Annotated in this window: 19 protein-coding genes; 10 read left to right on the top strand and 9 right to left on the bottom strand. The window is 44.5% G+C overall.

What is annotated here, in order from left to right; translation table 11 throughout:
- Positions 1–199 precede the first annotated feature (199 nt).
- Positions 200–460, bottom strand: coding sequence for a 30S ribosomal protein S20 (rpsT, locus tag AB4161_RS20615; RefSeq protein WP_004739529.1), 261 nt, complete (start codon positions 458–460; stop codon positions 200–202).
- A gap of 251 nt (positions 461–711) precedes the next feature.
- Between rpsT and murJ the strand changes: the two genes are divergently transcribed.
- From murJ to ispH, 6 genes are all read left to right on the top strand, one after another.
- Positions 712–2,274 (top strand): murein biosynthesis integral membrane protein MurJ, encoded by a 1,563-nt coding sequence (gene murJ, locus AB4161_RS20610; RefSeq protein WP_032547643.1) that lies wholly within the window; start codon positions 712–714, stop codon positions 2,272–2,274.
- Positions 2,275–2,344: 70 nt separating this feature from the next.
- A complete protein-coding gene (ribF, locus tag AB4161_RS20605; protein ID WP_017062867.1) occupies positions 2,345–3,280 on the top strand; it encodes a bifunctional riboflavin kinase/FAD synthetase in 936 nt (311 codons plus the stop codon).
- A 63-nt stretch (positions 3,281–3,343) separates the two neighbouring features.
- Complete coding sequence (gene ileS / locus AB4161_RS20600) at positions 3,344–6,220, top strand: isoleucine--tRNA ligase (protein ID WP_372084125.1); 2,877 nt, start codon at positions 3,344–3,346, stop codon at positions 6,218–6,220.
- Positions 6,221–6,379: 159 nt separating this feature from the next.
- Positions 6,380–6,880 carry a signal peptidase II gene (lspA, locus tag AB4161_RS20595; RefSeq protein ID WP_372084124.1) on the top strand — a complete coding sequence of 167 codons (501 nt, stop codon included), beginning with the start codon at positions 6,380–6,382 and terminating at the stop codon, positions 6,878–6,880.
- Between the two features lie 184 nt (positions 6,881–7,064).
- Positions 7,065–7,496, top strand: coding sequence for an FKBP-type peptidyl-prolyl cis-trans isomerase (fkpB, locus tag AB4161_RS20590; protein WP_017059345.1), 432 nt, complete (start codon positions 7,065–7,067; stop codon positions 7,494–7,496).
- Positions 7,497–7,652: 156 nt separating this feature from the next.
- Positions 7,653–8,609: a 4-hydroxy-3-methylbut-2-enyl diphosphate reductase gene (ispH, locus tag AB4161_RS20585; RefSeq protein ID WP_029235087.1), complete on the top strand. Its 957-nt coding sequence runs from the start codon at positions 7,653–7,655 to the stop codon at positions 8,607–8,609.
- A 133-nt stretch (positions 8,610–8,742) separates the two neighbouring features.
- On the opposite strand, the gene btsR is transcribed toward ispH, so the two are convergent.
- From btsR to AB4161_RS20570, 3 genes are all read right to left on the bottom strand, one after another.
- On the bottom strand, positions 8,743–9,474 hold the full coding sequence (gene btsR, locus AB4161_RS20580) for a two-component system response regulator BtsR (RefSeq protein ID WP_048669575.1): 732 nt from the start codon (positions 9,472–9,474) through the stop codon (positions 8,743–8,745).
- Between the two features lie 103 nt (positions 9,475–9,577).
- Positions 9,578–11,248, bottom strand: a complete 1,671-nt coding sequence (locus AB4161_RS20575) for a LytS/YhcK type 5TM receptor domain-containing protein (protein ID WP_372084122.1) — start codon at positions 11,246–11,248, stop codon at positions 9,578–9,580.
- Between the two features lie 268 nt (positions 11,249–11,516).
- Entirely contained in the window at positions 11,517–13,007 is a 1,491-nt protein-coding gene (locus tag AB4161_RS20570) for a carbon starvation protein A (RefSeq protein ID WP_048669573.1), read from the bottom strand.
- A gap of 332 nt (positions 13,008–13,339) precedes the next feature.
- On the opposite strand from AB4161_RS20570, the gene AB4161_RS20565 reads away from it, so the two are divergent.
- Positions 13,340–13,690, top strand: coding sequence for a DUF2799 domain-containing protein (locus AB4161_RS20565; protein ID WP_102576794.1), 351 nt, complete (start codon positions 13,340–13,342; stop codon positions 13,688–13,690).
- A gap of 117 nt (positions 13,691–13,807) precedes the next feature.
- Here AB4161_RS20565 and murQ read toward each other — a convergent pair whose 3' ends face one another.
- Positions 13,808–14,728, bottom strand: coding sequence for an N-acetylmuramic acid 6-phosphate etherase (gene murQ / locus AB4161_RS20560; protein ID WP_032545650.1), 921 nt, complete (start codon positions 14,726–14,728; stop codon positions 13,808–13,810).
- 45 nt (positions 14,729–14,773) lie between these two features.
- Positions 14,774–15,889, bottom strand: coding sequence for an anhydro-N-acetylmuramic acid kinase (locus AB4161_RS20555; protein ID WP_372084120.1), 1,116 nt, complete (start codon positions 15,887–15,889; stop codon positions 14,774–14,776).
- A gap of 121 nt (positions 15,890–16,010) precedes the next feature.
- Here AB4161_RS20555 and nagZ point away from each other — a divergent pair, with 121 nt between their 5' ends.
- From nagZ to tyrA, 3 genes are all read left to right on the top strand, one after another.
- Positions 16,011–17,000: a beta-N-acetylhexosaminidase gene (nagZ, locus tag AB4161_RS20550; protein ID WP_268671688.1), complete on the top strand. Its 990-nt coding sequence runs from the start codon at positions 16,011–16,013 to the stop codon at positions 16,998–17,000.
- Between the two features lie 246 nt (positions 17,001–17,246).
- Entirely contained in the window at positions 17,247–18,320 is a 1,074-nt protein-coding gene (locus AB4161_RS20545; protein ID WP_017059354.1) for a 3-deoxy-7-phosphoheptulonate synthase, read from the top strand.
- A 118-nt stretch (positions 18,321–18,438) separates the two neighbouring features.
- A complete protein-coding gene (tyrA, locus tag AB4161_RS20540; protein ID WP_017056144.1) occupies positions 18,439–19,566 on the top strand; it encodes a bifunctional chorismate mutase/prephenate dehydrogenase in 1,128 nt (375 codons plus the stop codon).
- A 143-nt stretch (positions 19,567–19,709) separates the two neighbouring features.
- Here the strand turns inward: tyrA and AB4161_RS20535 are convergent, their stop codons facing one another.
- From AB4161_RS20535 to ettA, 3 genes are all read right to left on the bottom strand, one after another.
- A complete protein-coding gene (locus tag AB4161_RS20535; RefSeq protein WP_102321445.1) occupies positions 19,710–20,720 on the bottom strand; it encodes a M23 family metallopeptidase in 1,011 nt (336 codons plus the stop codon).
- Positions 20,721–20,769: 49 nt separating this feature from the next.
- The gene (locus tag AB4161_RS20530) at positions 20,770–21,138 is read right to left on the bottom strand and encodes a PilZ domain-containing protein (protein WP_371724422.1); all 369 of its coding nucleotides are present in this window, start codon (positions 21,136–21,138) and stop codon (positions 20,770–20,772) included.
- Positions 21,139–21,228: 90 nt separating this feature from the next.
- Positions 21,229–22,896: an energy-dependent translational throttle protein EttA gene (gene ettA, locus AB4161_RS20525; RefSeq protein ID WP_017056147.1), complete on the bottom strand. Its 1,668-nt coding sequence runs from the start codon at positions 22,894–22,896 to the stop codon at positions 21,229–21,231.
- Between the last annotated feature and the right edge of the window lie 253 nt (positions 22,897–23,149).

Raw genomic sequence — 23,149 nt, 5'->3', positions numbered from 1 at the left:
TCTATCTATCTATCTATCTACGTACCAATTTGCTTCTCTATTTATTTTTCTGATTGTTTGTTTTATCTATCTGCTTAAATTGTTTATCGGTCAGAAAAACGGCTGTTAGCACGTAAAATAAAAGCGTTACTCAAAATTTAGATATAAAAAAACCGGCCTAGGCCGGTTTTTTTCGTTTTGCGTTGTAATCAAATTTCTATTAAAGAGCTTTGATTGCAGCAGCGAAACGAGACTTATGACGTGCAGCTTTATTCTTATGAATAAGGCCTTTAGTCGCCATACGGTCAAGAAGTGGTGTAACTTCTACAAGAGCAGCAGTTGCAGCTTCTTTATCACCAGCTGCGATAGCTGCGATAGTCTTTTTCATGTAAGTGCGCATCATAGAACGACGGCTAGCATTGTGCTGGCGACGTTTCTCAGCTTGGATAGCGCGCTTCTTAGCAGATTTACTGTTTGCCAAGGGTCTAACTCCCAAAAACTTAGTTCGGTGACAATTTAAGGGCGAGGACTATCCCTCATTAGCGCTTAATTGTCAAATGATTTGTGCAAAAACCAATCGTAGCCAAACAAACTTTGGTATGGAAAGGTCATCGCGGTTAAGATGGCGGGGATTCTAACAGCATTTTTAGACCAATGCTAATAAATATGCTTCTTAGGACAGGATAGTATTTATCCTCGCTTGAAAGTAATCAACCAGTGTCAGAGGTTTCTGTGAGTAAACGACTATTAAAGTCAGGCCTGATTGTCAGCGCAATGACTTTTGTTTCCCGTGTATTGGGGCTAGTACGTGATGTAGTAGTAGCAAATTTGATGGGGGCAGGAGCGAGTGCCGACGTATTTTTCTTCGCTAATAAAATTCCTAATTTCTTACGTCGACTTTTTGCAGAAGGTGCGTTTTCTCAAGCGTTTGTTCCTGTATTAACGGAATATCACGCCGCAGGTGATAAAGATAAGACACGAGATTTAATTGCTAAGGTGTCGGGGACGCTCGGGGTTTTAGTTTCTATTGTCACCGTCATCGGGGTATTGGGCTCTGGCGTGATCACCGCGATGTTTGGTGCGGGTTGGTTTATCGACTGGCTAAATGATGGCCCATCAGCACCCAAATTTGAGCTAGCGAGCTTTATGCTCAAGATTACCTTTCCTTATTTATGGTTTATCACCTTCGTCGCTTTATCTGGTGCCATTCTTAATACATTAGGTAAATTTGCGGTCTCTTCTTTTACTCCTGTGTTCTTGAACGTGATGATCATAGGCGCTGCATGGTTTATCTCACCTAATTTAGAACAACCAGAAATTGGTTTGGCTATTGGTGTGTTTCTTGGTGGCTTAGTCCAATTCCTTTTCCAAATGCCTTTCTTGATCAAAGCGGGTGTGTTGGTTAAGCCGAAGTGGGGATGGAGAGACCCGGGTGTGGTTAAGATCCGCACATTAATGATCCCTGCTCTGTTCGGTGTATCGGTCAGCCAAATCAACTTATTGTTTGATACCTTTATTGCCAGCTTCCTCGCAACAGGCTCTATCAGTTGGTTGTACTACTCAGACCGACTGCTTGAATTTCCTCTCGGTTTATTCGGTATCGCGATTGCGACTGTGATTCTTCCTGCTTTGTCTCGTAAACACGTAGATGCTCAAGGGGAAGGGTTCGCGCATACCATGGATTGGGGCGTGCGCATGGTGTTGCTGCTTGGTATTCCTGCGATGTTAGGTCTTATCGTTTTAGCTAAACCCATGTTGATGGTGCTATTTATGCGTGGTGAGTTCTCTCCACACGATGTACAGCAAGCATCGATGTCATTGGTAGCTTACGCATCAGGCTTGCTTAATTTCATGCTGATTAAAGTTTTAGCTCCGGGCTATTACTCTCGCCAAGATACCAAAACACCGGTTAAGTACGGCATTATCGCTATGGTGACCAATATGGTGTTTAACGCGATCTTTGCTTGTTTTTATGGCTATGTGGGTTTGGCGATTGCGACGGCACTGTCTGCCTTTGTGAATATGGCCTTGTTATATCGAGGATTGCACCTTGCGGGTGTGTATCAATTAACTAAGACAACCTTGTTGTTCAGTGCCAAATTAATTATCTCAGGTGTGGTGATGGTAGCGGCTATTTTATGGCAGCTGGATAATATGCAACATTGGCTTGAATGGAGCTTTAGCCAGAGAGCGCTGACATTAACTGGCTTGATTGGACTTGGTGGCTTTGTTTATATTGTTTCGGTACTGATTTTAGGTATCCGAGTAAAACATTTAAAAGCAGCGACAGATTAATACTGATTAGTATATAATCCGTCGGTTTCACACAATAAATGATGCAAATAACAGGTTTTAGCTGATCATAATGGAACTGATCCGAGGTATACACAATATTAAAGCGCAGCATCATGGCTGTGTATTAACCATAGGTAACTTCGATGGTGTTCATTTAGGACATCAAGAGGTTTTGAGTCAGGTTTCTAAACAAGCTGCAGCATTAGGGCTACCTTCTGTTGTTATGACGTTTGAACCGCAGCCTATGGAGCTGTTTGCCCGAGATAGAGCGCCAGCACGTTTAACTCGTTTACGAGACAAATACGTGCAACTGAGTAAGCTAGATATCAGTCGCTTATTGTGTGTTAATTTTAATCAGTATTTTGCAAGTTTATCCGCGGAAGCATTCATTAAGGATCTTTTGGTTGATAAGCTTGGTGTGAAGTTCTTGGTGGTTGGTGACGATTTTTGCTTTGGTAAAGGTCGTACCGGTAATTTCGCTATGCTCAAAGAGGCGGGCGAGAAGTACGGTTTTGAGGTGGTCAGCACCCAAAGCTATTGCTTAAACCAATTACGAGTAAGCAGTACTGAGATACGAAATGCATTAGCGGTCGATGACTTGGCTGCAAGTGCTACCATGTTAGGACGTGATTACAGTATTAGTGGTCGAGTGTCCCATGGTCGAAAACTAGGGAGAACTATCGGTTTCCCTACCGCTAATATTCCATTAAAGCGTTGTGTTTCTCCTGTATCGGGAGTGTATGTTGTTGAAGCTTTGGATATCGACGGTGTTCCTGTCGGTGGCGTTGCTAATATTGGACAACGACCAACAGTTAATGGGGTAAGGCAGCAATTGGAAGTGCATTTTTTTGACTTTAAAGCCAATTTATATGGTAAACAGTTAGAAGTACGACTTTTGCACAAACTGCGCGACGAGATAAAATTTGAATCGTTCGACGCACTAAAGAATCAAATAGAATTGGATGCTGAAGCCGCAAGGGTGTGGCTGCTTCAGCTAAAGAATTAATCGGATGATTCCACCGATTAACATAATGTCTAACTTCGCCCAATATAACGGAATTAAGAATCGATGAGTGATTATAAAGATACCCTGAACTTACCAGAAACAGGGTTCCCAATGCGCGGCAATCTGGCAAATCGTGAGCCAGAAATGCTGAAGCGTTGGTACAAAGAAGATCTTTACGGCGAAATCCGTAAGGCAAAGAAAGGTAAAAAATCTTTCGTACTGCATGATGGCCCTCCATACGCGAACGGCGATATTCACATTGGCCACGCGCTGAATAAGATTCTTAAAGACATTATTATCAAATCTAAGACCCTTTCTGATTTTGATGCACCGTACATCCCTGGTTGGGACTGTCACGGTCTTCCAATCGAGCTAATGGTTGAGAAGAAGAAAGGTAAGCCTGGTCAGAAGATTTCGGCGGCTGAATTCCGCGAAGAGTGTCGAAAGTACGCTGCGGGTCAAGTTGAAGGTCAGAAAGAGAGCTTCAAACGTCTTGGCATCATGGGCGAGTGGGACAAACCTTATCGCACTATGGATTTTGGCACAGAAGCGAACATCATTCGTTCTCTTGGCAAAATCGCAGACAAAGGTCACCTTCTTAAAGGTTTCAAACCCGTTCACTGGTGTACTGATTGTGGTTCTGCTCTGGCTGAAGCTGAAGTTGAATACAAAGATAAAGTTTCTCCATCTATCGATGTGAAATTTACAGCAGCTGACGAAGCGGCGCTTCTAGAGAAATTTACTCTAGCTGAAGGTCATGCGGGTCAAGGCGAAATTTCTATCGTTATCTGGACAACAACACCATGGACTCTGCCTGCTAACCGCGCAGTATGTCTACGTGATGATCTTGAATACGTGCTTATCCAAGTTGAAGCGAATGGCGACCAGCCTGCTCAACGTATCGTTGTTGCTTCTGAACTAGCAAAAGACGTAATGGATCGTGCAGGTATCGAGCACTTCCACAACCTTGGTTTTGCTACAGGTGCTGATCTTGAGCTTTCTCAGTTCAACCACCCGTTCTACGACTTTACTGTTCCTGCAGTTCTTGGCGATCACGTAACAACAGATTCAGGTACTGGTGTGGTTCACACTGCGCCTGGTCACGGTCAAGAAGATTTCGTGGTTGGTAAAAAGTACAACCTAGAAATCGCTAACCCAGTTGGTTCTAACGGCGTTTACCTGCCAGATACAGAGCTATTTGCTGGTCAGCACGTATTCAAAGCGAACGACTCTGTTTTAGAAGTTCTAAAAGAGAAAGGTGCACTTCTGCATCACCACGCTTACGAGCACAGCTACCCACACTGTTGGAGACACAAAACTCCAATCATCTTCCGCGCAACACCACAATGGTTCATCTCTATGGATCAAGCTGGCCTACGTGCTAAAGCACTAGAGTCAATCAAGAGTGTTGAGTGGTTGCCTGAATGGGGTCAAAGCCGTATCGAAGGCATGGTTGAAGGTCGTCCTGAGTGGTGTATCTCTCGTCAACGTACTTGGGGTGTGCCAATTGCTTTGTTTGTTCATAAAGAAACAGCAGAACTTCACCCAGAAAGCCCAGCGCTTATTGAAAAAGTTGCGAAGCTAGTTGAAGAGAAAGGCATTCAAGCTTGGTGGGATGTAGACGCTGCTGAACTTATGGGCGCAGAAGACGCTGATAAGTACGAAAAAGTAATGGATACGTTAGACGTATGGTTCGACTCAGGTGTTACGCACTTCTCTGTTGTTGATTCTCGTGAAGAGTACAACTTCCCGAACGAAGAGCGCACTCACAGTGCTGATCTTTACCTTGAAGGTTCAGACCAACACCGTGGTTGGTTCCAGTCTTCTCTAATTTCATCTATCGCGATGAAAGACGAAGCACCGTACAAGCAAGTACTAACGCACGGTTTCGTAGTGGATGGTAACGGCCGTAAGATGTCTAAATCTATCGGTAACGTTGTTGCTCCTAAAGACGTAACCAACAAGCTAGGTGCAGATATCCTGCGTCTATGGGTTGCTTCTACAGACTACACGGGTGAAGTTGCGGTTTCTGATGAAATCCTGAAGCGTTCAGCGGATGCTTACCGTCGTATTCGTAACACGGCTCGTTTCTTCCTAGCGAACTTGAACGGTTTCAACCCTGAAACTGACCTAGTTCCTGCTGAAGAGATGGTTGCACTTGATCGCTGGGCTGTTGGCCGTGCTCAAGCTGCACAAGAAGAGATTGTTAAAGCATACGGCGAGTACAACACTCACGGTGTGACTCAACGTCTAATGCAGTTCTGTTCTATCGAAATGGGTTCTTTCTACCTAGACGTAATCAAAGACCGTCAGTACACAGCGAAGCAGGGCAGCCATGCTCAACGTAGCTGTCAAACGGCGCTTTACTACATCGTAGAAGCTCTAGTTCGTTGGATGGCACCTATCATGTCGTTCACTGCAGATGAAATTTGGAACGAAATGCCAAGCTCTTTACCAACTGGAGAGCAGCGCGACACGTTCGTATTCACAGGTGAGTGGTTCGAAGGTCTATTTGGTCTTGCAGAAGGCGAAGAGCTAAGCAACGAATTCTGGACTGAAATCCAGTCTGTTCGTGGCGCAGTGAACAAGCTTCTTGAAGATGCTCGTAAAGAGAAAACGATCGGTGGTGCACTGCAAGCTGAAGTTACTCTATACGCTGACGATGCACTAGCGGCTAAAATCAACAAGCTAGAAGATGAGCTACGTTTCGTACTTATCACCTCTGCAGCTGTTGTTAAGCCACTGAGCGAGAAGTCTGATGCAGCGCAAGCGACAGACGTTGCTGGTCTATTCGTTGAAGTTGCGGCTACTGAAGCTGAGAAGTGTGACCGTTGCTGGCACCACACTCCAGATGTAGGCACTATCGAAGGTCACGAGAAAGTTTGTGGTCGTTGTGTGTCGAACATCGACGGTGAAGGCGAAGTGCGTAAGTTCGCATAACGACTCAGAGAAAGACTGAACTTTTTGTAAAAATCATAGCCCAGTATCAACTGGGGTTATTTTTAATTATAGGAAATGTGTTTAACCGAGTTGAGTGCTCATCATCCCTTAAACAGGAAGATTAAATGGGTACTGGCTTCGTAAATACTAGGAATAGAAATGAGTGAAGTTTCGTTAAAACAATCTGGTGTGCGTTGGTTATGGCTGGCTCTGTTGGTCTTCCTTGCCGATATTAGCATCAAACTGTTCGTCATGGACAATATGGGTTATGGCTGGGCAAACCGTATTGAGGTGTTGCCATTCTTTAACTTTTTGTATGTCCATAACTATGGTGCAGCATTTAGCTTTCTGAGCGATCAGAGTGGCTGGCAGCGTTGGTTATTTACTGGTATCGCCTTTGCGGTAACGGGCATGCTGACATACTGGATGAGCAAACTACCTGCGGCAGAGAAGTGGAATAACATTGCTTATGCGATCATCATTGGTGGTGCTGTTGGTAACGTATTTGACCGAGTAGTACACGGCTTTGTTGTCGATTACTTAGATTTCTACTGGGGTACTTACCATTGGCCTGCATTCAACTTAGCGGATATGGGAATCTGTATCGGTGCTGCGATGATCATCCTCGATGGTTTCCGCAAGAAAGATGAAAGCAAATAGGCGAATAAGCCTTAAGTAAAAACGCTTTGAAATAGATTGTCTTAAAGTCAGTCTATGACTCACAGAATAGAATAGCCCTAAGCGCTGTCGGTTGATTCCGACGGCGCTTTTTTTTATGCTTCAGTCAACAAGGAAGCAAAGCACAGCGCATCCTCAAATAATAAAGAAGTCTAAGGAAAGTAACGTGGCAGCAATTAAAAATGATTCAGCAGTAACTCTACATTTTACGATTAAAATGAAGGATGGTTCAGTTGCCGATAGTACGGAGAACATGGGCAAACCAGCGAAGTTCGTCATGGGTGATGGCAGCCTAAGTGAGAACTTTGAAGCGTGCTTACTTGGACTTGAAGCCGGCACTGAAAAGTCTATCGAACTGAAGGCGGAAGACGCGTTTGGTATGCCAAACCCAGATCATATTCACTATATGGATCGTGCTAAGTTTGTTGGCGACTCTGAAGTTGAAGTGGGCACTATCATGGCATTTTCAGGTCCTGACGGTATGGAAATTCCAGGTATTATTACTGAGATCGCAGGTGATTCAGTGACGGTTGATTTTAATCACCCACTCGCTGGTCAAGACGTTAGCTTTGACGTCAATATCTTAACGGTAGAATAACTCTCTTAACGTTAGAATAGCTGTCTTCACGCTAGAATAAGATAGCCTTACAGCTGTGATCTCACCCAGAGCTTCACTGTCTAGACGCTTCACTGTAGAATGCGAACCTCGCTGACGGCGAACTCTATAGAAGCAACCTTAGTACCGCGGTAAATGATGAGCAATGAAATGAAAATAATGTTAGCTAACCCTCGTGGCTTTTGTGCCGGTGTCGATCGTGCGATCAGCATCGTAGAGCGTGCACTCGAAATGTATCAGCCACCGATCTATGTTCGCCATGAAGTGGTACACAACCGCTTTGTTGTTGAGGGGCTCAAGCAGCGTGGTGCTATTTTTGTCGAAGAACTGAGTGAGGTGCCAGACGACAACATCGTGATCTTTTCGGCTCACGGTGTTTCTCAAGCGGTTCGTAAAGAAGCGAAAGAGCGTGAGTTAACGGTATTTGATGCGACGTGTCCTTTGGTGACTAAAGTTCATATGGAGGTTGCTCGTGCGAGCCGCAAACATATGGAAGTGGTACTGATTGGCCACGCAGGTCACCCTGAAGTGGAAGGCACTATGGGTCAGTACGCGAGCCAAACTGGTGGTATGTACTTGGTTGAAAGACCAGAGGACGTACAGAACCTCGTGGTGAATGATCCAAGTAACCTGCACTATGTTAGCCAAACTACGCTATCAGTAGATGAAACTGCAGATGTGATTGAAGAGCTACGTCGAGTGTTCCCTGAGATTCAAGGCCCACGTAAAGACGACATCTGTTACGCGACTCAAAACCGTCAAGACGCTGTGCGTGAGATGGCGAATGACGTTGATGTGGTGATAGTGGTTGGTTCTAAGAACTCATCGAATTCAACTCGTCTAAAAGAGCTAGCTGAGAAACTAGGCACACCAGGCTACCTAACTGACTGTCCTGAAGACATTCAAACCGAGTGGGTTGAAGGGAAAAAGAAAATCGGTGTAACAGCCGGTGCTTCTGCTCCTGAAGAGCTGGTAAACCAAATTCTAGATCGTATTCGTGAGCTAGGTGCGACTGACGTTGAAGAGATTCAAGGTCGTGAAGAGAACATGTTCTTTGAAGTACCAAAAGAGCTACAGATTAAGCAAGTCGACTAATCTCTATTGATTGGTGACAAGATCGATGCGTAACACTATCGATTCGCAAATACTATCGATTTGTAAACAGTAGGAAGCCAACGTTGATGCGTTGGCTTTTTTGATCGTGCTTTATGTCCCGTCCGAGATGTGTTTACTGAAGACCGAGCTGCTCTTTTAAAGTCTTGAGGTAACGACGGCTAACAGGCACTTCAAAGCCAGTCAGGGTAATGATCTCCGCTAATCCATTCTCTAACAGTTTGATCTCTTGGATCGACTTTATGCTGATCAAATACTGGCGATGACAGCGGATCAAATCGGTTTTTTCTTCCAAGATCTTTAGCGTTAACTGTGAAGTCGCGGTTTGCGATGAGCTACGTACATGCACCCCACTGATATCGGAATAGGCGCACTCGACCGTTTGGCTTGCCATGATCACAATGCGGTTATGACCAATACATGGAATCTGCTCTAAGTGACAGGGAGCAATCGAAGAGATGTCTTGTACTGGCGCTTTCTGATTTTGTTTGATGACCTTATTCAGGCGACAAACGCTCTTGTTTAATCGACAAGGCTCGACTGGCTTAAGTAGGTAATCAAAAGCATTATCTTCAAAGGCTTGAATAGCATATTGGTCGTAGGCGGTGACGAATACCACGTAGGGCATGGTTTCCGGGTCAAGCATACTCAACAATTCAATACCGGTGACCTGAGGCATTTGAATGTCCAAATACACCACATCAGGCTTGAGAAGGTTGATCTGCTTAAGTCCTTCAATTGCGTTACTCGCTTGACCAATGACTTCGACTTCTCCGGTTTCGGTCAGAAGTTCAATCAGTTCTTCGCGAGCAAAAAGCTCATCATCGATAACTAATGCTTTTAACATCCTACAATCTTCATTTTTGTGCCATCCCTGCTTGATTCACGCTTATCTTTTTAATGTCTGCTAAATGTTACTACTGGGGGAGCTAACATCTATGAAAACATCATTATTTTAGTATAGGTATGATAAAGCTCATTCGAGTAAATTGCTGTGGTTGAGATTCTATTTTTAGTGCTGAATCTTGTCCAAAGAAATTAGTGAGTCGTTTATCAACAATCTCCATCCCTAATCCTACATGATCTTGAGATGGCTTCTGATAATTACCCGCGTTGTCTTCAACGGTTAACTTGAACCCACCCTCGAAAGCCTCGCTATAGATCTTCACTGTGCCACCTTCTAGCATGTTCGAAATGCCATGCTTGATGGCGTTCTCAACCAATGGTTGCAGGGTAAAGCTTGGTAGTTGTGACTCGTATAGCTGTGGGTCTATGTTCCATTCCACTTCTAACCGGTCGGTAAAACGTGCCTTTTCAATGGTGAGATACGCATTGACGTGTGCAAGCTCATCTTTGAGTTTCACAGTGTTGATGTTCTGCTTAAGGTTGCTTCTAAAGAAGTGAGATAGGTGCTGAATAAGCTCTCGCGCTTTATCAGGGTCACGGCGAGTAACGGCGCTAATCGTATTAAGCGCATTAAACAAGAAGTGTGGGTTCACTTGAGCATGCAGTAGTTTGATTTCCGCTTGTGTCAGTAGTGTCTGTTGTTGCTGATAGTTGCTAAACAGGATCTGGCTTGACAATAGTTGAGCGATACCTTCTGCCATCGACATGTTGATGGTTGAGAATAGCTTGAGTTTTGGCTCGTACAGTTTGATGGTTCCGACGACTTCATTACCTGCTCGTAACGGAATAATCAGCGCTGACCCCAACTTACAATCCTGTGAGAGTGAGCATTGGTATGGGTTCTCTTTACCATCCAGGTAGATGATGTCGTTCTGTTCCATCGAAGTCAGTGTGCTTTGCGATGAAATCGGGGTATTTGGAATATGGTGTTCATCACCAATGCCGACGAAAGCGAGGATTTTTTCTCGATCAGTGATTGCTACCGCACCTACGTTGGTCTCTTCGTAAACGATACGCACAATTTTTTGCGCGTTATCTGAATTAAAACCGCCATGCAAAATACCCACGGAGCGTTCGGCGATGGTTAATGCGCGGCGAGAGAAGGTCGCTGAGTACTTCTCGAAGATAGTTTTCCTATCTTGAATGATGCTCATGAACAGTGCAGCGCCCACTGAGTTGGCAATGATCATTGGCGCGGCAATATCAGAAACTAGAGCGTAGGACTGCTCAAACGGTTTAGCGACTGCAAGCAGAATCAACATCTGAATAATCTCTGCAAATAGGGTGACAGAGAACACTACCAGCGGATTAAACAGCTGGCTGGCTTTGTTCTTTCTGACTAAGTACACATGCAGCAGGCCACCAATCAAGCCTTCTGCTGTGGTTGAAATCGCACAAGCTAAGTCAGTAAAGCCACCTAATGAGTAGCGATGAATTCCGCCAGTAAAGCCCACCGCAAAGCCAACGACAGGGCCGCCAAACAGCCCTCCCATTACCGCCCCCATTGCACGAGTGTTGGCTATCGCGTCATTAATCTGCAGTCCGAAATAGGTGCCCATAATGCAGAACAGGGAAAACAGAACATAGCAGCTGGCTTTATGGCTTAAACGTGAGGATATGCTCAACAGAGGGAGAATCAGCGGGGTTTTACTTAGCATGTAAGCAATCACTAAGTAGACACAAGTTTGTTGCAGAAGAGAGAGAATGAGTTCCATATTTTCACCTATTGAGACGCTTGTTAAGTGTAAAGCTCATTGCGTGGTAACGGTAGTTTTGCTTGCGCTTTCGTTGGTTATATCGAGCAGTTATTTTTTCTCAGGCTGAGATGCCAATATTGAGAAACAGTAAAGCCCATCACAGAGGACGGGCTTTAGTCTTAATTTCCACGAATCACTGGGTGATTACGGGAGCAAGTGAAGTGTGTTTGGCTGTTGTTTTGTCTCTCTATGAAGACGTGTCTCTTTTATTCAAAGTCTGAAAGAACTAGGCAGTTTTGGTTACGCCTTTTGCTTCTTTCTCTTCTTCATCAGCAAGGTCGATATCACCTTTGCCTTTTGAAATCTTGATAACGTAAGCCGCAATACCAAGTGCACTCACCACACCAATGATGGTCGAGATTTGCATTGGTAGACCGAAGCCTAGTTGGCTGTTGTTCAGGATGAATGTGATACATACAGATGTCATGAACACAGCTGGAACCGTAGTTACCCAGTGCAGTTTATTGTGACGAAGTAGGTAAGCCGAAGCTGTCCATAACATCATTACAGCTGTTGATTGGTTAGCAAAACCGAAGTAGCGCCAGATGATACCGAAATCAACTTGAGTCAAGATGCCACCGATAACGAACAGTGGCAGAGCCATCAGTAGGCGGTTACGCAGTGTTTTCTGTTCCATGTTGAAGTATTCAGCAAGGATAAGACGGCTTGAACGGAATGCTGTGTCACCAGAAGTGATTGGTAGGATAACCACGCCAAGGAAAGCAAGGATACCGCCGAATACACCCAGTAGACCAAATGAAGCGCTGTATACCACGTTACCTGGGCCGCCGTTTGCAATTGCGTCTGATAGAGACTCAACTGAACCGAAGAATGAAAGAGCAAGTGCACACCAGATTAGAGCGATGATGCCTTCACCAATCATTGCACCATAGAATACGAAGCGACCGTTCTTCTCGTTTTCCATACAACGCGCCATCAGTGGTGACTGAGTTGCGTGGAAGCCAGAGATTGCACCACAAGCGATAGTGATGAATAGAGCAGGCCAAAGTGGTAGGTCATTCGGGTTCATGTTGGTGAACATGTCTTTCATCTCGAAGCCACCCATGATTTGGTGCTCGTCAGATAGACCAATCGCAGTGATTAGGCCAACAGACATGAAGATAAGTAGTGCACCGAACAGTGGGTAGAAACGACCAATGATTTTATCGACAGGGACAATCGTTGCGATGATGTAGTAAGCAAAGATGATAACAACCATGGTTGTTGCAGACATCGCGAAATCAGTTTGGTCGTTCACTAGGTTAGTGATCATGCCTGCAGGAGCAGAAACAAATACCACACCAACTAGAAGCAGTAGAACAATGGCAAAGATGTTCATAAAGTGTTTTGCGCCATTGCCTAGGTAACGTCCAGTGATGGTTGGAACCGAAGCACCACCATTACGGATAGACAACATACCTGAGAAGTAGTCGTGTACTGCACCTGCGAAGATACAACCTAGCACGATCCAAAGCATCGCTGCTGGGCCGTAAAGGGCACCCATGATAGGTCCGAAGATTGGACCTACACCTGCAATGTTAAGCAGTTGAACTAGGTAAACCTTTGGTGTCGACATTGGAACGTAGTCCACGCCATCTTGCTTAGTGTGAGCGGGTGTTTGACGCTTTTCATTGATACCGAAAATCTTCTCGATAAAGGCACCGTAAATAAAGTAGCCACCAATGAGTGCTGCAACACAGGTAAGAAACCACATCATAATTTGTTATCCCTGAATGTATTAATTAAGTCAGGGTGTATATTAAAGAAGAGTATGAAAAGAAACTTCCGCTATGAGAGTGAGTGGTCGAATAGTCAATTAAGTGGTGTTATAACTGATTGAGTGGTTTGCTACGTTTGTAGAGCGGTTGGTTATTCGTGTTGAGAAGGCTCTTGCTTCTGGCAAGTGGTGATTTATCTACTTTAAGCGGTAACCAATAGATATCAGTGGCAGATAACAGACATAAGTGGACATCAGCCAGTGTTCAGCGGAGAATCACCACAAAGGCAACGCTTCGTCAGGAAGTGGCTAGGTAAATATAAAGGACTGAAATGAAAAAAATAATCGCACTATTCGCCGTGGCATTTAGCCTTGCAGGATGCAGCGCCAATGTTCAAGATTTAGCCGCTGAGGGCAATTGGCAAGAGATTGGCTATCGTGATGGCATCAAAGGCCACACTCAGCGTTCGTATTCAGATATGACCGCGCTTGGTGCTGTTGATCAAGCCAGTTACACAGAAGGTTACCATCTAGGTGTGACTGAATATTGTAATCCGAACCATGCTTATCAGATTGGTTTATCTGGTCAGGTGTATGAAGGCGTGTGTTCTGGTACGGAAGACGCTCAACGTTTCCGTATGGAATGGCAACGCGGCTGGGACGAGTTCTCAAACGACTATTAAGCCCAAGCTAGCCATAAAAAATTAAAACTAAAAAAAGACCAGTACCGCGTGTGTGCTGGTCTTTTTGTATGTCGTTGAAGTAGCTGTCTAAATGAGAAGCTACAAGCCAAATTAAGATTACTGATTATTCTCGACGGCTTTTCTCAAGAAGCCATTTTGCTTATCAAGCTGAGCCTTGGCTAACTCTAAATCTAACCCTGTTAGAATCATCAAAATAGATAACTTCACATCGTAATCAGTCGCTTTAAGTGTTGATACCGCCAGTGCTTTGTCACACTCCGTCGCTTGGATAACGATACGAGCAGCGCGAGCAACCAACTTTTCATTGGTCGCTTTTACGTCGACCATCAGATTTTGGTAGCTCTTACCGATACGAATCATGCTGGCTGTGGTCAGCATATTAAGCACCAACTTTTGCGCCGTACCTGATTTGAGTCGTGTTGAACCTGTTAATGCTTCTGGGCCAACCACCGGGCTAATTGCGATTTGAGCGATTTCAGCAATTGGAGAATCAGGGTTACAAGACAATGCAACCGTTACTGCGCCAAGCTGATTGGCGTAATTGAGTGCACCAATTACGTAAGGTGTACGACCGCTCGCAGCAATACCCACCACGACATCATTTTCTGAAAATTGAATCGCTTTCAGGTCTTCAATACCGAGAGTCAGCGAGTCTTCTGCACCTTCTTTGGCTTTTAAAATCGCCTCTGGTCCGCCAGCAATTAAGCCGATAACCATTTTGTCCGAAACACCGAAAGTCGGTGGGCATTCTGAGGCGTCTAACACACCTAATCGACCACTGGTGCCTGCGCCCATATAAATCAGTCGACCACCGTTTTGAAAGACATGAGCAATTTTATCGACCGCTTTCGCGATCTGTGGCAGTTCCGCTTCAATCGCCAGCGGGACTTGCTTGTCTTGTTGGTTAATCTTTTCAACCACTTCAAGAGAGGTGAGCAGATCAATATCCATAGTGTCAGGGTTTCTCCCCTCCGAAACGAGGTGCGAGAGCGCTGATATGAGAGCGTCGTTACTCATAATGATCCTTAAATGGTGATTCTAAAATGATGGTTCTAAAGTTGTTTAGTTAGCACGATAGAGAACGCCTAGAGAGGCCGCTCTGCTTGCGCCAGTCACTTCTGGTAAATTGCTTGGCAGTTGATGAATATGACGTTGAGCAAGCCACGCAAAAGCCATCGCTTCCATGTAATCGGCATCCACGCCTTTACTGGTGGTTGAATTAACATCCCAACTTGGAAGCAGTTCAGACAGTCTCTTCATCAACAATGGATTTCGTGTACCACCGCCACACACATACAGTGCAGGTTGGTTACCCAAGCGATAAGTCTCCACTTCATTGGCTATCGTCAATGCGGTGTATTCACAAAGCGTGCGCTGAACATCTTCTACTGCAAGATCTTTAAATTCTGTTAATTGTTGCTCTAGCCAAGGTAGGTTGAATAGTTCTCTACCGGTACTTTTCGGTGGCATTTGAGATAGATAAGACTCATTTAACAACTGTTCGAGTAAAGCTTGATTGAGTTGACCTTTAAGCGCAAATTGCGCATCACGGTCAAACTTCTCACCCGTGTGTTTATCAACCCAAGCGTCCATCAACATATTGCCCGGGCCTGTATCATAACCAAGCGTTGGCTGATTAGGGCGCAGCACTGAAATATTCGAGATACCACCAATATTCAACACTACAACTGAGCTGTCTTGCGGGTGAAAAATCGTATGGTGAAAAGCGGGTACGAGTGGCGCACCTTGTCCGCCTAATGCCATGTCTTTACGTCTGAAATCAGCAACCGTTTGAATCTGTGTTTTAGCGGCAATGATGTTGGCATCACCCAACTGCATAGTAAATGGAGATTCGCCGCTTGGCTGGTGGAATACCGTTTGACCATGATTACCAATCGCAGTCACAGAAGATGCAGGTGTACCTGACTTTTCGAGAAGTTGCAGAATCGCATCAGCAAATAGATGGCCAAGCTGGTGGTCGAGTTCGCCAATGGCAATCAAATCGGTTTTCTGACCAATACAAACTTCAAGCAGACGTGCTTTGAGGTCGTCAGGCATTGGGAACTCATCATGAGCCAGCAATGTCATGCGCGTATCTTCAATCGACACTAAGGCCGTATCAACACCGTCCATGCTCGTCCCTGACATCACACCGATATACAGTTCTTTATGATCCATTCCTAAGCTCTTGCACTGCATTCTTAAAGTCTTCCACAGATTGGTTTAAAAACATTGTAAAGCAAATTTAAAGAGAATAATCTCGGGAAGTTTATGAAATTAGGTTTAATAAGGGATAAATATGGGACCGTTGTGGGTTGATGTTGCAGGCTACGAACTGACAGCTGAAGACAGAGAAATTTTAGAGCACCCAACTGTTGGTGGTCTCATCTTATTTGCTCGAAACTACCACGATAGCAAACAGTTATCGGCGTTAAACAAAGAAATTCGCAAGGTAGCGAAACGTCCTATTTTGATTGGTGTCGATCAAGAAGGTGGCCGAGTTCAGCGCTTCCGCGATGGCTTTTCAATTATCCCAGCTGCTCAAGAATTCGCGACTAAGAATAATGGCGAACAGTTAGCAGAACAAGCGGGTTGGTTGATGGCGGCAGAATTGATTGCCCATGATATCGATCTGAGCTTTGCGCCAGTATTAGACAAAGGCCACGAGTGTAAAGCGATTGGTAGCCGAGCGTTTGGTGAAGATATTGATACCATTGTTCGTCATAGCAGCGCTTTCATCAAAGGCATGAAGTCGGTTGGCATGGCGACGACAGGCAAGCACTTCCCTGGACATGGTGGCGTGATTGCTGACTCACACTTAGAGACGCCATATGACCCTAGAGACGACATCTTCGAAACCGATATGGCAATCTTCAAGGCGCAAATTGAAGCTGGAATATTGGATGCCATGATGCCAGCTCACGTGGTTTTCTCTCACTATGATGATCAACCTGCGAGTGGTTCACAGTATTGGCTACAGAAAGTATTGAAGCAGCAGCTTGGGTTTAAAGGCTTGGTGTTCTCTGACGATTTAACGATGGAAGGCGCTGCCATTATGGGCGGACCAGCCGACAGAGCGAAAGCGGCCTTGAATGCAGGTTGTGACATGGTGTTGATGTGTAATAAACGAGATGCACAAATTGAAGCTCTGGATCACTTAGCGATTCAAGAGGTGCCTTTAGCCAACTCATTGCTTAAAAAACACAGCTTTGATTTGTCGACACTTCACTCGGATGCTAGGTGGAAAGAGACCTCAGAGACGATTAAGCGAATGCTAGGCAGTGAGTGATAAATAAACACATTATAATTTTAGATAAGGCGATATGATAAATATCGCCTTTTTTGTATGTGTGATCCGTGGTTTAAACCTATTTATCTCTTAGAGTGAGTCAAACCCAATGTGTAAAATAGAATTTACACTTAATGTTTTTTATTGTTTACACTTGCAATCGTTTTTTTAGCTGTTATTGTGTTTTTAAAGATTGTTAACCCAAACGGAAATGTTGGGTGTAAAAATAAATATACAGGTTGAGTTATGCAGAAAAGTGAATTAAGCAATGTCAATATCATCGACGAACAGGTACTGATTACTCCTGAGGAGTTAAAAGCAAAACTGCCTTTGAGTGATAATGCTCGTCGTTTCATTCAAGAGTCTCGTCAAACTATCGCAAACATCATTCATAAGAAAGATCATCGCATGCTTGTTGTATGTGGCCCATGTTCTATCCATGACATTGAAGCTGCGAAAGAGTACGCGAAACGCCTTAAAGCCTTATCTGAGCAACTTAGCGATCAACTGTATATTGTTATGCGTGTTTACTTTGAGAAACCTCGTACCACTGTAGGTTGGAAAGGTTTGATCAATGACCCGCATCTAGACGGCACTTTCGATATTGAGCATGGTCTGCATGTTGGTCGTGAGCTACTTGTTGAACTCGCTGAGATGGAAATTCCATTGGCGACTGAAGCATTAGATCCAATCAGCCCGCAATACCTAGCAGATACCTTCAGCTGGGCAGCTATCGGCGCACGTACGACTGAATCTCAAACTCACCGTGAGATGGCAAGTGGTCTTTCAATGCCAATCGGTTTTAAAAACGGTACCGATGGCAACCTAGGCACTGCAATCAATGCAATGCAGGCGGCTTCTTCTAGCCACCGTTTCATGGGTATCAGCCGCGAAGGTCAAGTTGCACTACTAACAACGCAAGGTAACCCAAATGGTCACGTGATTTTACGTGGCGGTAAGCAGACGAACTACGATTCAGTATCGGTACACGAATGTGAGCAAGAGCTGGGTAAATCTGGCTTAGAGGCAGCGCTAATGGTCGACTGTAGCCACGCGAACTCTCGTAAAGATTTCCGTCGCCAACCTTTAGTTGCAGAAGATGTGATTCACCAAATTCGTGAAGGCAACAAATCGATTATCGGCCTTATGATTGAAAGCCATATTAACGAAGGAAACCAATCTTCGGATATACCTCTCAATGAGATGAAATACGGCGTTTCTATTACCGACGCGTGTATCAATTGGGATTCAACTGAGGCACTATTGAAACATGCACATACGGAATTAGTCCCGTTCTTAGAGAACCGCTTGAAAGGTTAGTCAGAGTTTTAAATTTAAGTGCCTCATCTAATGGGGCATTTTAAGATCTGTTGCTAGCGAACCTACGTGATTGTGGGCTGATAGATTGGCACGGGCTTATAGATTAGTAAGGAATAAAATGGCCGTTGAACTGAACGAATTACGCGACCAAATCGATGCTGTCGATAAACAAATGTTGGATTTACTGGCTCAACGCCTTGCTCTAGTAGAGAAAGTAGGCGAAGTAAAAAGTGAACATGGTTTACCTATTTATGTACCAGAGCGTGAAGCTGCGATGCTGGCATCTCGTCGTCAAGAAGCTGAGAAAATAGGGGTTCCACCACAGTTAATCGAAGATATTTTGCGTCGTACTATGCGTGAGTCTTATGCCAGCGAGAAAGATTCTGGCTTTAAGTGTCTTAACCCAGAGTTACGTTCAGTGGTTATCGTTGGTGGTAATGGTCAACTTGGTGGCTTGTTTGGTCGTATGTTCAAACTGTCTGGCTACGAAGTAAAAATCCTTGGCAGCCAAGATTGGGATAAGGCCGACGAAATCTTAGATAATGCTGGGCTTGTGGTTGTTACGGTTCCAATTCACCTAACGGAAGGTGTGATTGCGAAGCTAGGTAATCTACCAAGCGATTGTATTCTATGTGATTTGACGTCAATTAAATCTAAACCTCTACAAGCAATGATGAACATGCATCAAGGCCCAGTAGTTGGATTGCACCCAATGTTTGGTCCTGATGTTCCTAGCCTTGCTAAGCAGGTGATTGTTTACAGTGATGGTCGTGGTTCTGAGAGCTACCAATGGCTACTGAATCAATTTGGTATTTGGGGCGCGAGCCTTTGCCAGATGGATGCAGCTGAACACGATCACGGCATGACCTTGATTCAAGCACTTCGTCACTTCACCTCTTTTGCTTACGGCTTACACCTGAGTAAAGAGAACCCGAATATTGATCAGCTTCTGAAGCTAAGCTCACCAATCTACCGACTTGAGATTGCGATGGTTGGTCGTCTATTTGCTCAAGACCCGAACTTGTACGGTGATATCATTCTGTCTTCGGATGAGAATATAGAGATGATTCGACGCTTCCATAGCTGTTTCGGAGAAGCGTTAGAAATCCTAGATGGCAAAGATAAGGCTAAGTTTGTTGAGAGCTTCAACCAAGTGAGTGATTGGTTTGGTGACTACTCACAACAATTCTTGCAAGAGAGCCAAAGTCTTCTAAAACAAGCACATGACTCGATTCATCGTGGTTAATACTGATTTGAAATCATAAAAAAGAGCGACCATCTGGTCGCTCTTTTTGTTTGTGCTGAACGCTATGAAAGCATTTTGCCTACAGTAGACTAAAAGCAATTAGACCATCATAGGCCAAATCAACAGGTCTTAGCTATTAACAACTAGTTAGTCGTGATAGGTTTTTTGCTATCTTCACTCGATACGGTGTCGATGGTCGAGCTAATGTAAGGCACGTTAGTCAGGTTGATCTGCAAGCGAACCACATTATCAATCAGCTGAACGAGTGGGCCCCACTTAACCTTTTTCTCTTTCTCGAACACGTAGTTGAAGTTTTCCGGTGTCCAATCCATCAAGTATTGAGGGTTCAATGAACGACCAAGGAAGCGTACTTCATAATGCAAGTGTGGGCCGGTTGAGTTACCTGAGTTACCACAGCTCGCAATCACATCGCCTTTACTCACAAACTGACCGCTACGTACCTTGAACTTCTGTAGGTGCGCATAAGAACTCATGAAACCAAACGAGTGACGCATAGTAATAAAGTTGCCGAAGCCTTTTTTACTTGGGCGTACCGTTTCAATGACTCCATCTGCGGGCGCGACAATATCTTCACCACGCTTACACGTTAGATCGATACCAGTATGTACATGGCGTTTCCCTGAAATAGGGTTAGTGCGGCTACCATAAGAAGAAGATATACGTTGATAAGCCATCGGACTGTCGTTTGGAATCAAGCGGAACATTGTGGCTCTTACTGCTGAATCGACTGCAGCCGCATCAATGCGATCTTCTAAAGAAATATCATCGGTAAGCAGATCTTCATCAGCAAGACCCAGTACTGATTCCACATCGAATACACGCTTACCAAGTAGCTGAATCGTGCCTTCTTTCTCGGTCAGTGTTTGCGATAGCGAATGGTTGGTTTCTACTTGCTCAGCATAAAGAAATTCTGTTTGTTCTTTTTCAACAATCAGTGTTTCAATCAACTGTTGGGCATCACCCGCTTGCAGTGCGAGTTCTTGTTTACTCTCGAAGTGCATGTACGCCGCTCCGCCAATCAATAGCGGTACTGAAAAAATGGCAGTAGTGCAAATGAGCACGGCTTTACGGCCGAAGTAAAACGTCTGTTCCCCCTGACTAGAGGGAATAGTAATGGACACTTTTTTAGACATGGTTCTGTATTAACTAAATGCTTCTAATAGAAAAAGGGTAATGGAGATATTATTCCTTGCCTAAGTCGGTAAGGTGTTCAATCTCTCTATAAAGCAGGTCATTGTCACCAACATTAAGCTCAACAAGGCGCTTAAGGTGGCTGATACTATCAATATCTAAATGCTCTATGCGTAAACGCATTGAGGTATTGATGGTAGAGACTATCGTTGCTTCTAACTGAATATTGATATCACTGTTTTCGAGTTTAAAGCTCACTTGAACAGGGACATCATGGCTAAGTTGTTTTGATTCATTGCATTGAATGAGTAAACCATGGAGTGATAAGTCTTGCACTGAGCCTGATACCTTTACTTGTCCTTGTGAGATCTCAGTCGGGACTTGATAAATAACTCGTGAAAATTGACGTCTTTCAACCATAAGTAATCTCTCTATATCGATGCATTACACGTAAGCCAGATATATCAAAGGCCGCTATTATCGCGGCCTTTGTTCAAAATACAAGCTTATTTACTTAGCTATACGCTTGTACTTGATACGGTGCGGCTCTGCCGCTTGTGCGCCTAGAGTCTGCTTAAGCCACTCAGTGTACTCAGTATAGTTACCTTCGTAGAAGTTAACTTGACCTTCATCACGGTAGTCTAAGATATGGGTCGCAATACGGTCAAGGAACCAACGGTCATGCGAGATAACCATTGCACAGCCCGGGAATTCAAGCAGTGCTTCTTCAAGAGCACGTAGCGTTTCAACGTCAAGGTCGTTGGTAGGCTCATCGAGTAGCAGTACGTTACCGCCCGCTTTTAGCAGTTTCGCTAAGTGAACACGGTTACGTTCACCACCAGAAAGCTCACCGATGATCTTCTGTTGGTCGTTGCCTTTAAAGTTGAAACGAGAACAGTAAGCACGCGCAGGGATTTCGAAGTTGTTGATCTTAATGATATCAGCGCCTTCAGAGATCTCTTGGAATACTGTCTTAGTGTCGTCCATGCTGTCACGGAACTGATCAACAGAAGCAAGCTTAACGGTTTCGCCTAGTTCAACTGTACCTGAATCTGGCTGTTCTGCACCGCTTAGCATCTTGAATAGTGTTGATTTACCTGCACCGTTGGCACCAACGATACCGACGATTGCACCCTTAGGCATGCTGAACGATAGGTCGTCGATAAGAACGCGATCACCAAACGATTTAGTTAGGTTGTTCACTTCAAGAACTTTGTCACCTAGACGCTCACCTGGCGGGATAAACAGTTCGTTAGTTTCGTTACGCTTCTGGTATTGGCCAGTTGTCAGTTCTTCAAAACGAGCCATACGAGCTTTAGACTTAGCTTGACGGCCTTTAGGGTTTTGACGAACCCATTCAAGTTCTTTCTCGATTGTCTTTTGACGTGCGCTTTCGCCCGCTTTTTCTTGCTTAAGACGCTCGTCTTTTTGCTCTAGCCAAGACGTGTAGTTACCTTCCCATGGGATACCTTCACCACGGTCAAGTTCTAGAATCCAGCCAGCTGCGTTGTCTAGGAAGTAACGGTCGTGGGTAATCGCCACAACAGTACCACTGTAATCAACAAGGAAGTGCTCAAGCCATGCTACTGATTCTGCATCCAAGTGGTTGGTTGGTTCATCAAGAAGCAGCATGTCTGGCTTTTCAAGAAGTAGACGACAGATAGCAACACGACGACGCTCACCACCTGATAGGAATTCAATTTTCGCATCCCACTCAGGAAGACGAAGTGCATCAGCAGCACGCTCTAGAGCAGTCTCTAAGTTGTGACCGTCTTTTGCTTGAATCAGAGCTTCTAGTTCGCCTTGCTCTTTTGCCAGTGCATCGAAGTCTGCATCTGGTTCTGCGTAAGCTGCGTAAACCGCATCAATACGCTTAAGTGCGTCAGCAACGTCAGAAACCGCTTCTTCTACGATTTCACGAACAGTTTTTGATTCGTCTAGCACAGGCTCTTGTGGTAGATAACCTACTTTAAGGCCTTGTTGTGCACGTGCTTCACCATCAATATCAGTATCAATACCAGCCATGATACGTAGTAGGGTAGATTTACCTGAACCATTTAGACCCAAAACACCGATTTTAGCGCCAGGAAAAAAGCTAAGAGAAATGTCTTTAAGAATTTGACGCTTAGGTGGAACAGTTTTGCTCACCCGAGACATGGTATATACGTATTCAGCCATTGCCGATCGATCCTAATTATTGTTCAAAATTGTCTGTTATTTTATACCAATATCCTCAAAGATGTTACTCCTAGGGCAGAAAAGCCACTCTTGAACAAATCCTTACCTATTATTGTCACATTGGTCATTAAAACTATATTTAATGGGCTTCTGAGGCGAAGTGTTAAATATTAATAATATTTACACTCAAATCCTTTACATTTGATGTGATGTCGGGCGTAAATAGACTTCACGTATTCATACACGCACTAAG

Source organism: Vibrio sp. 10N.286.51.E5 (assembly GCF_041469125.1).
Lineage (GTDB): Bacteria > Pseudomonadota > Gammaproteobacteria > Enterobacterales > Vibrionaceae > Vibrio > Vibrio crassostreae_C.
This window is presented reverse-complemented; position numbering and strand designations above follow the sequence as displayed.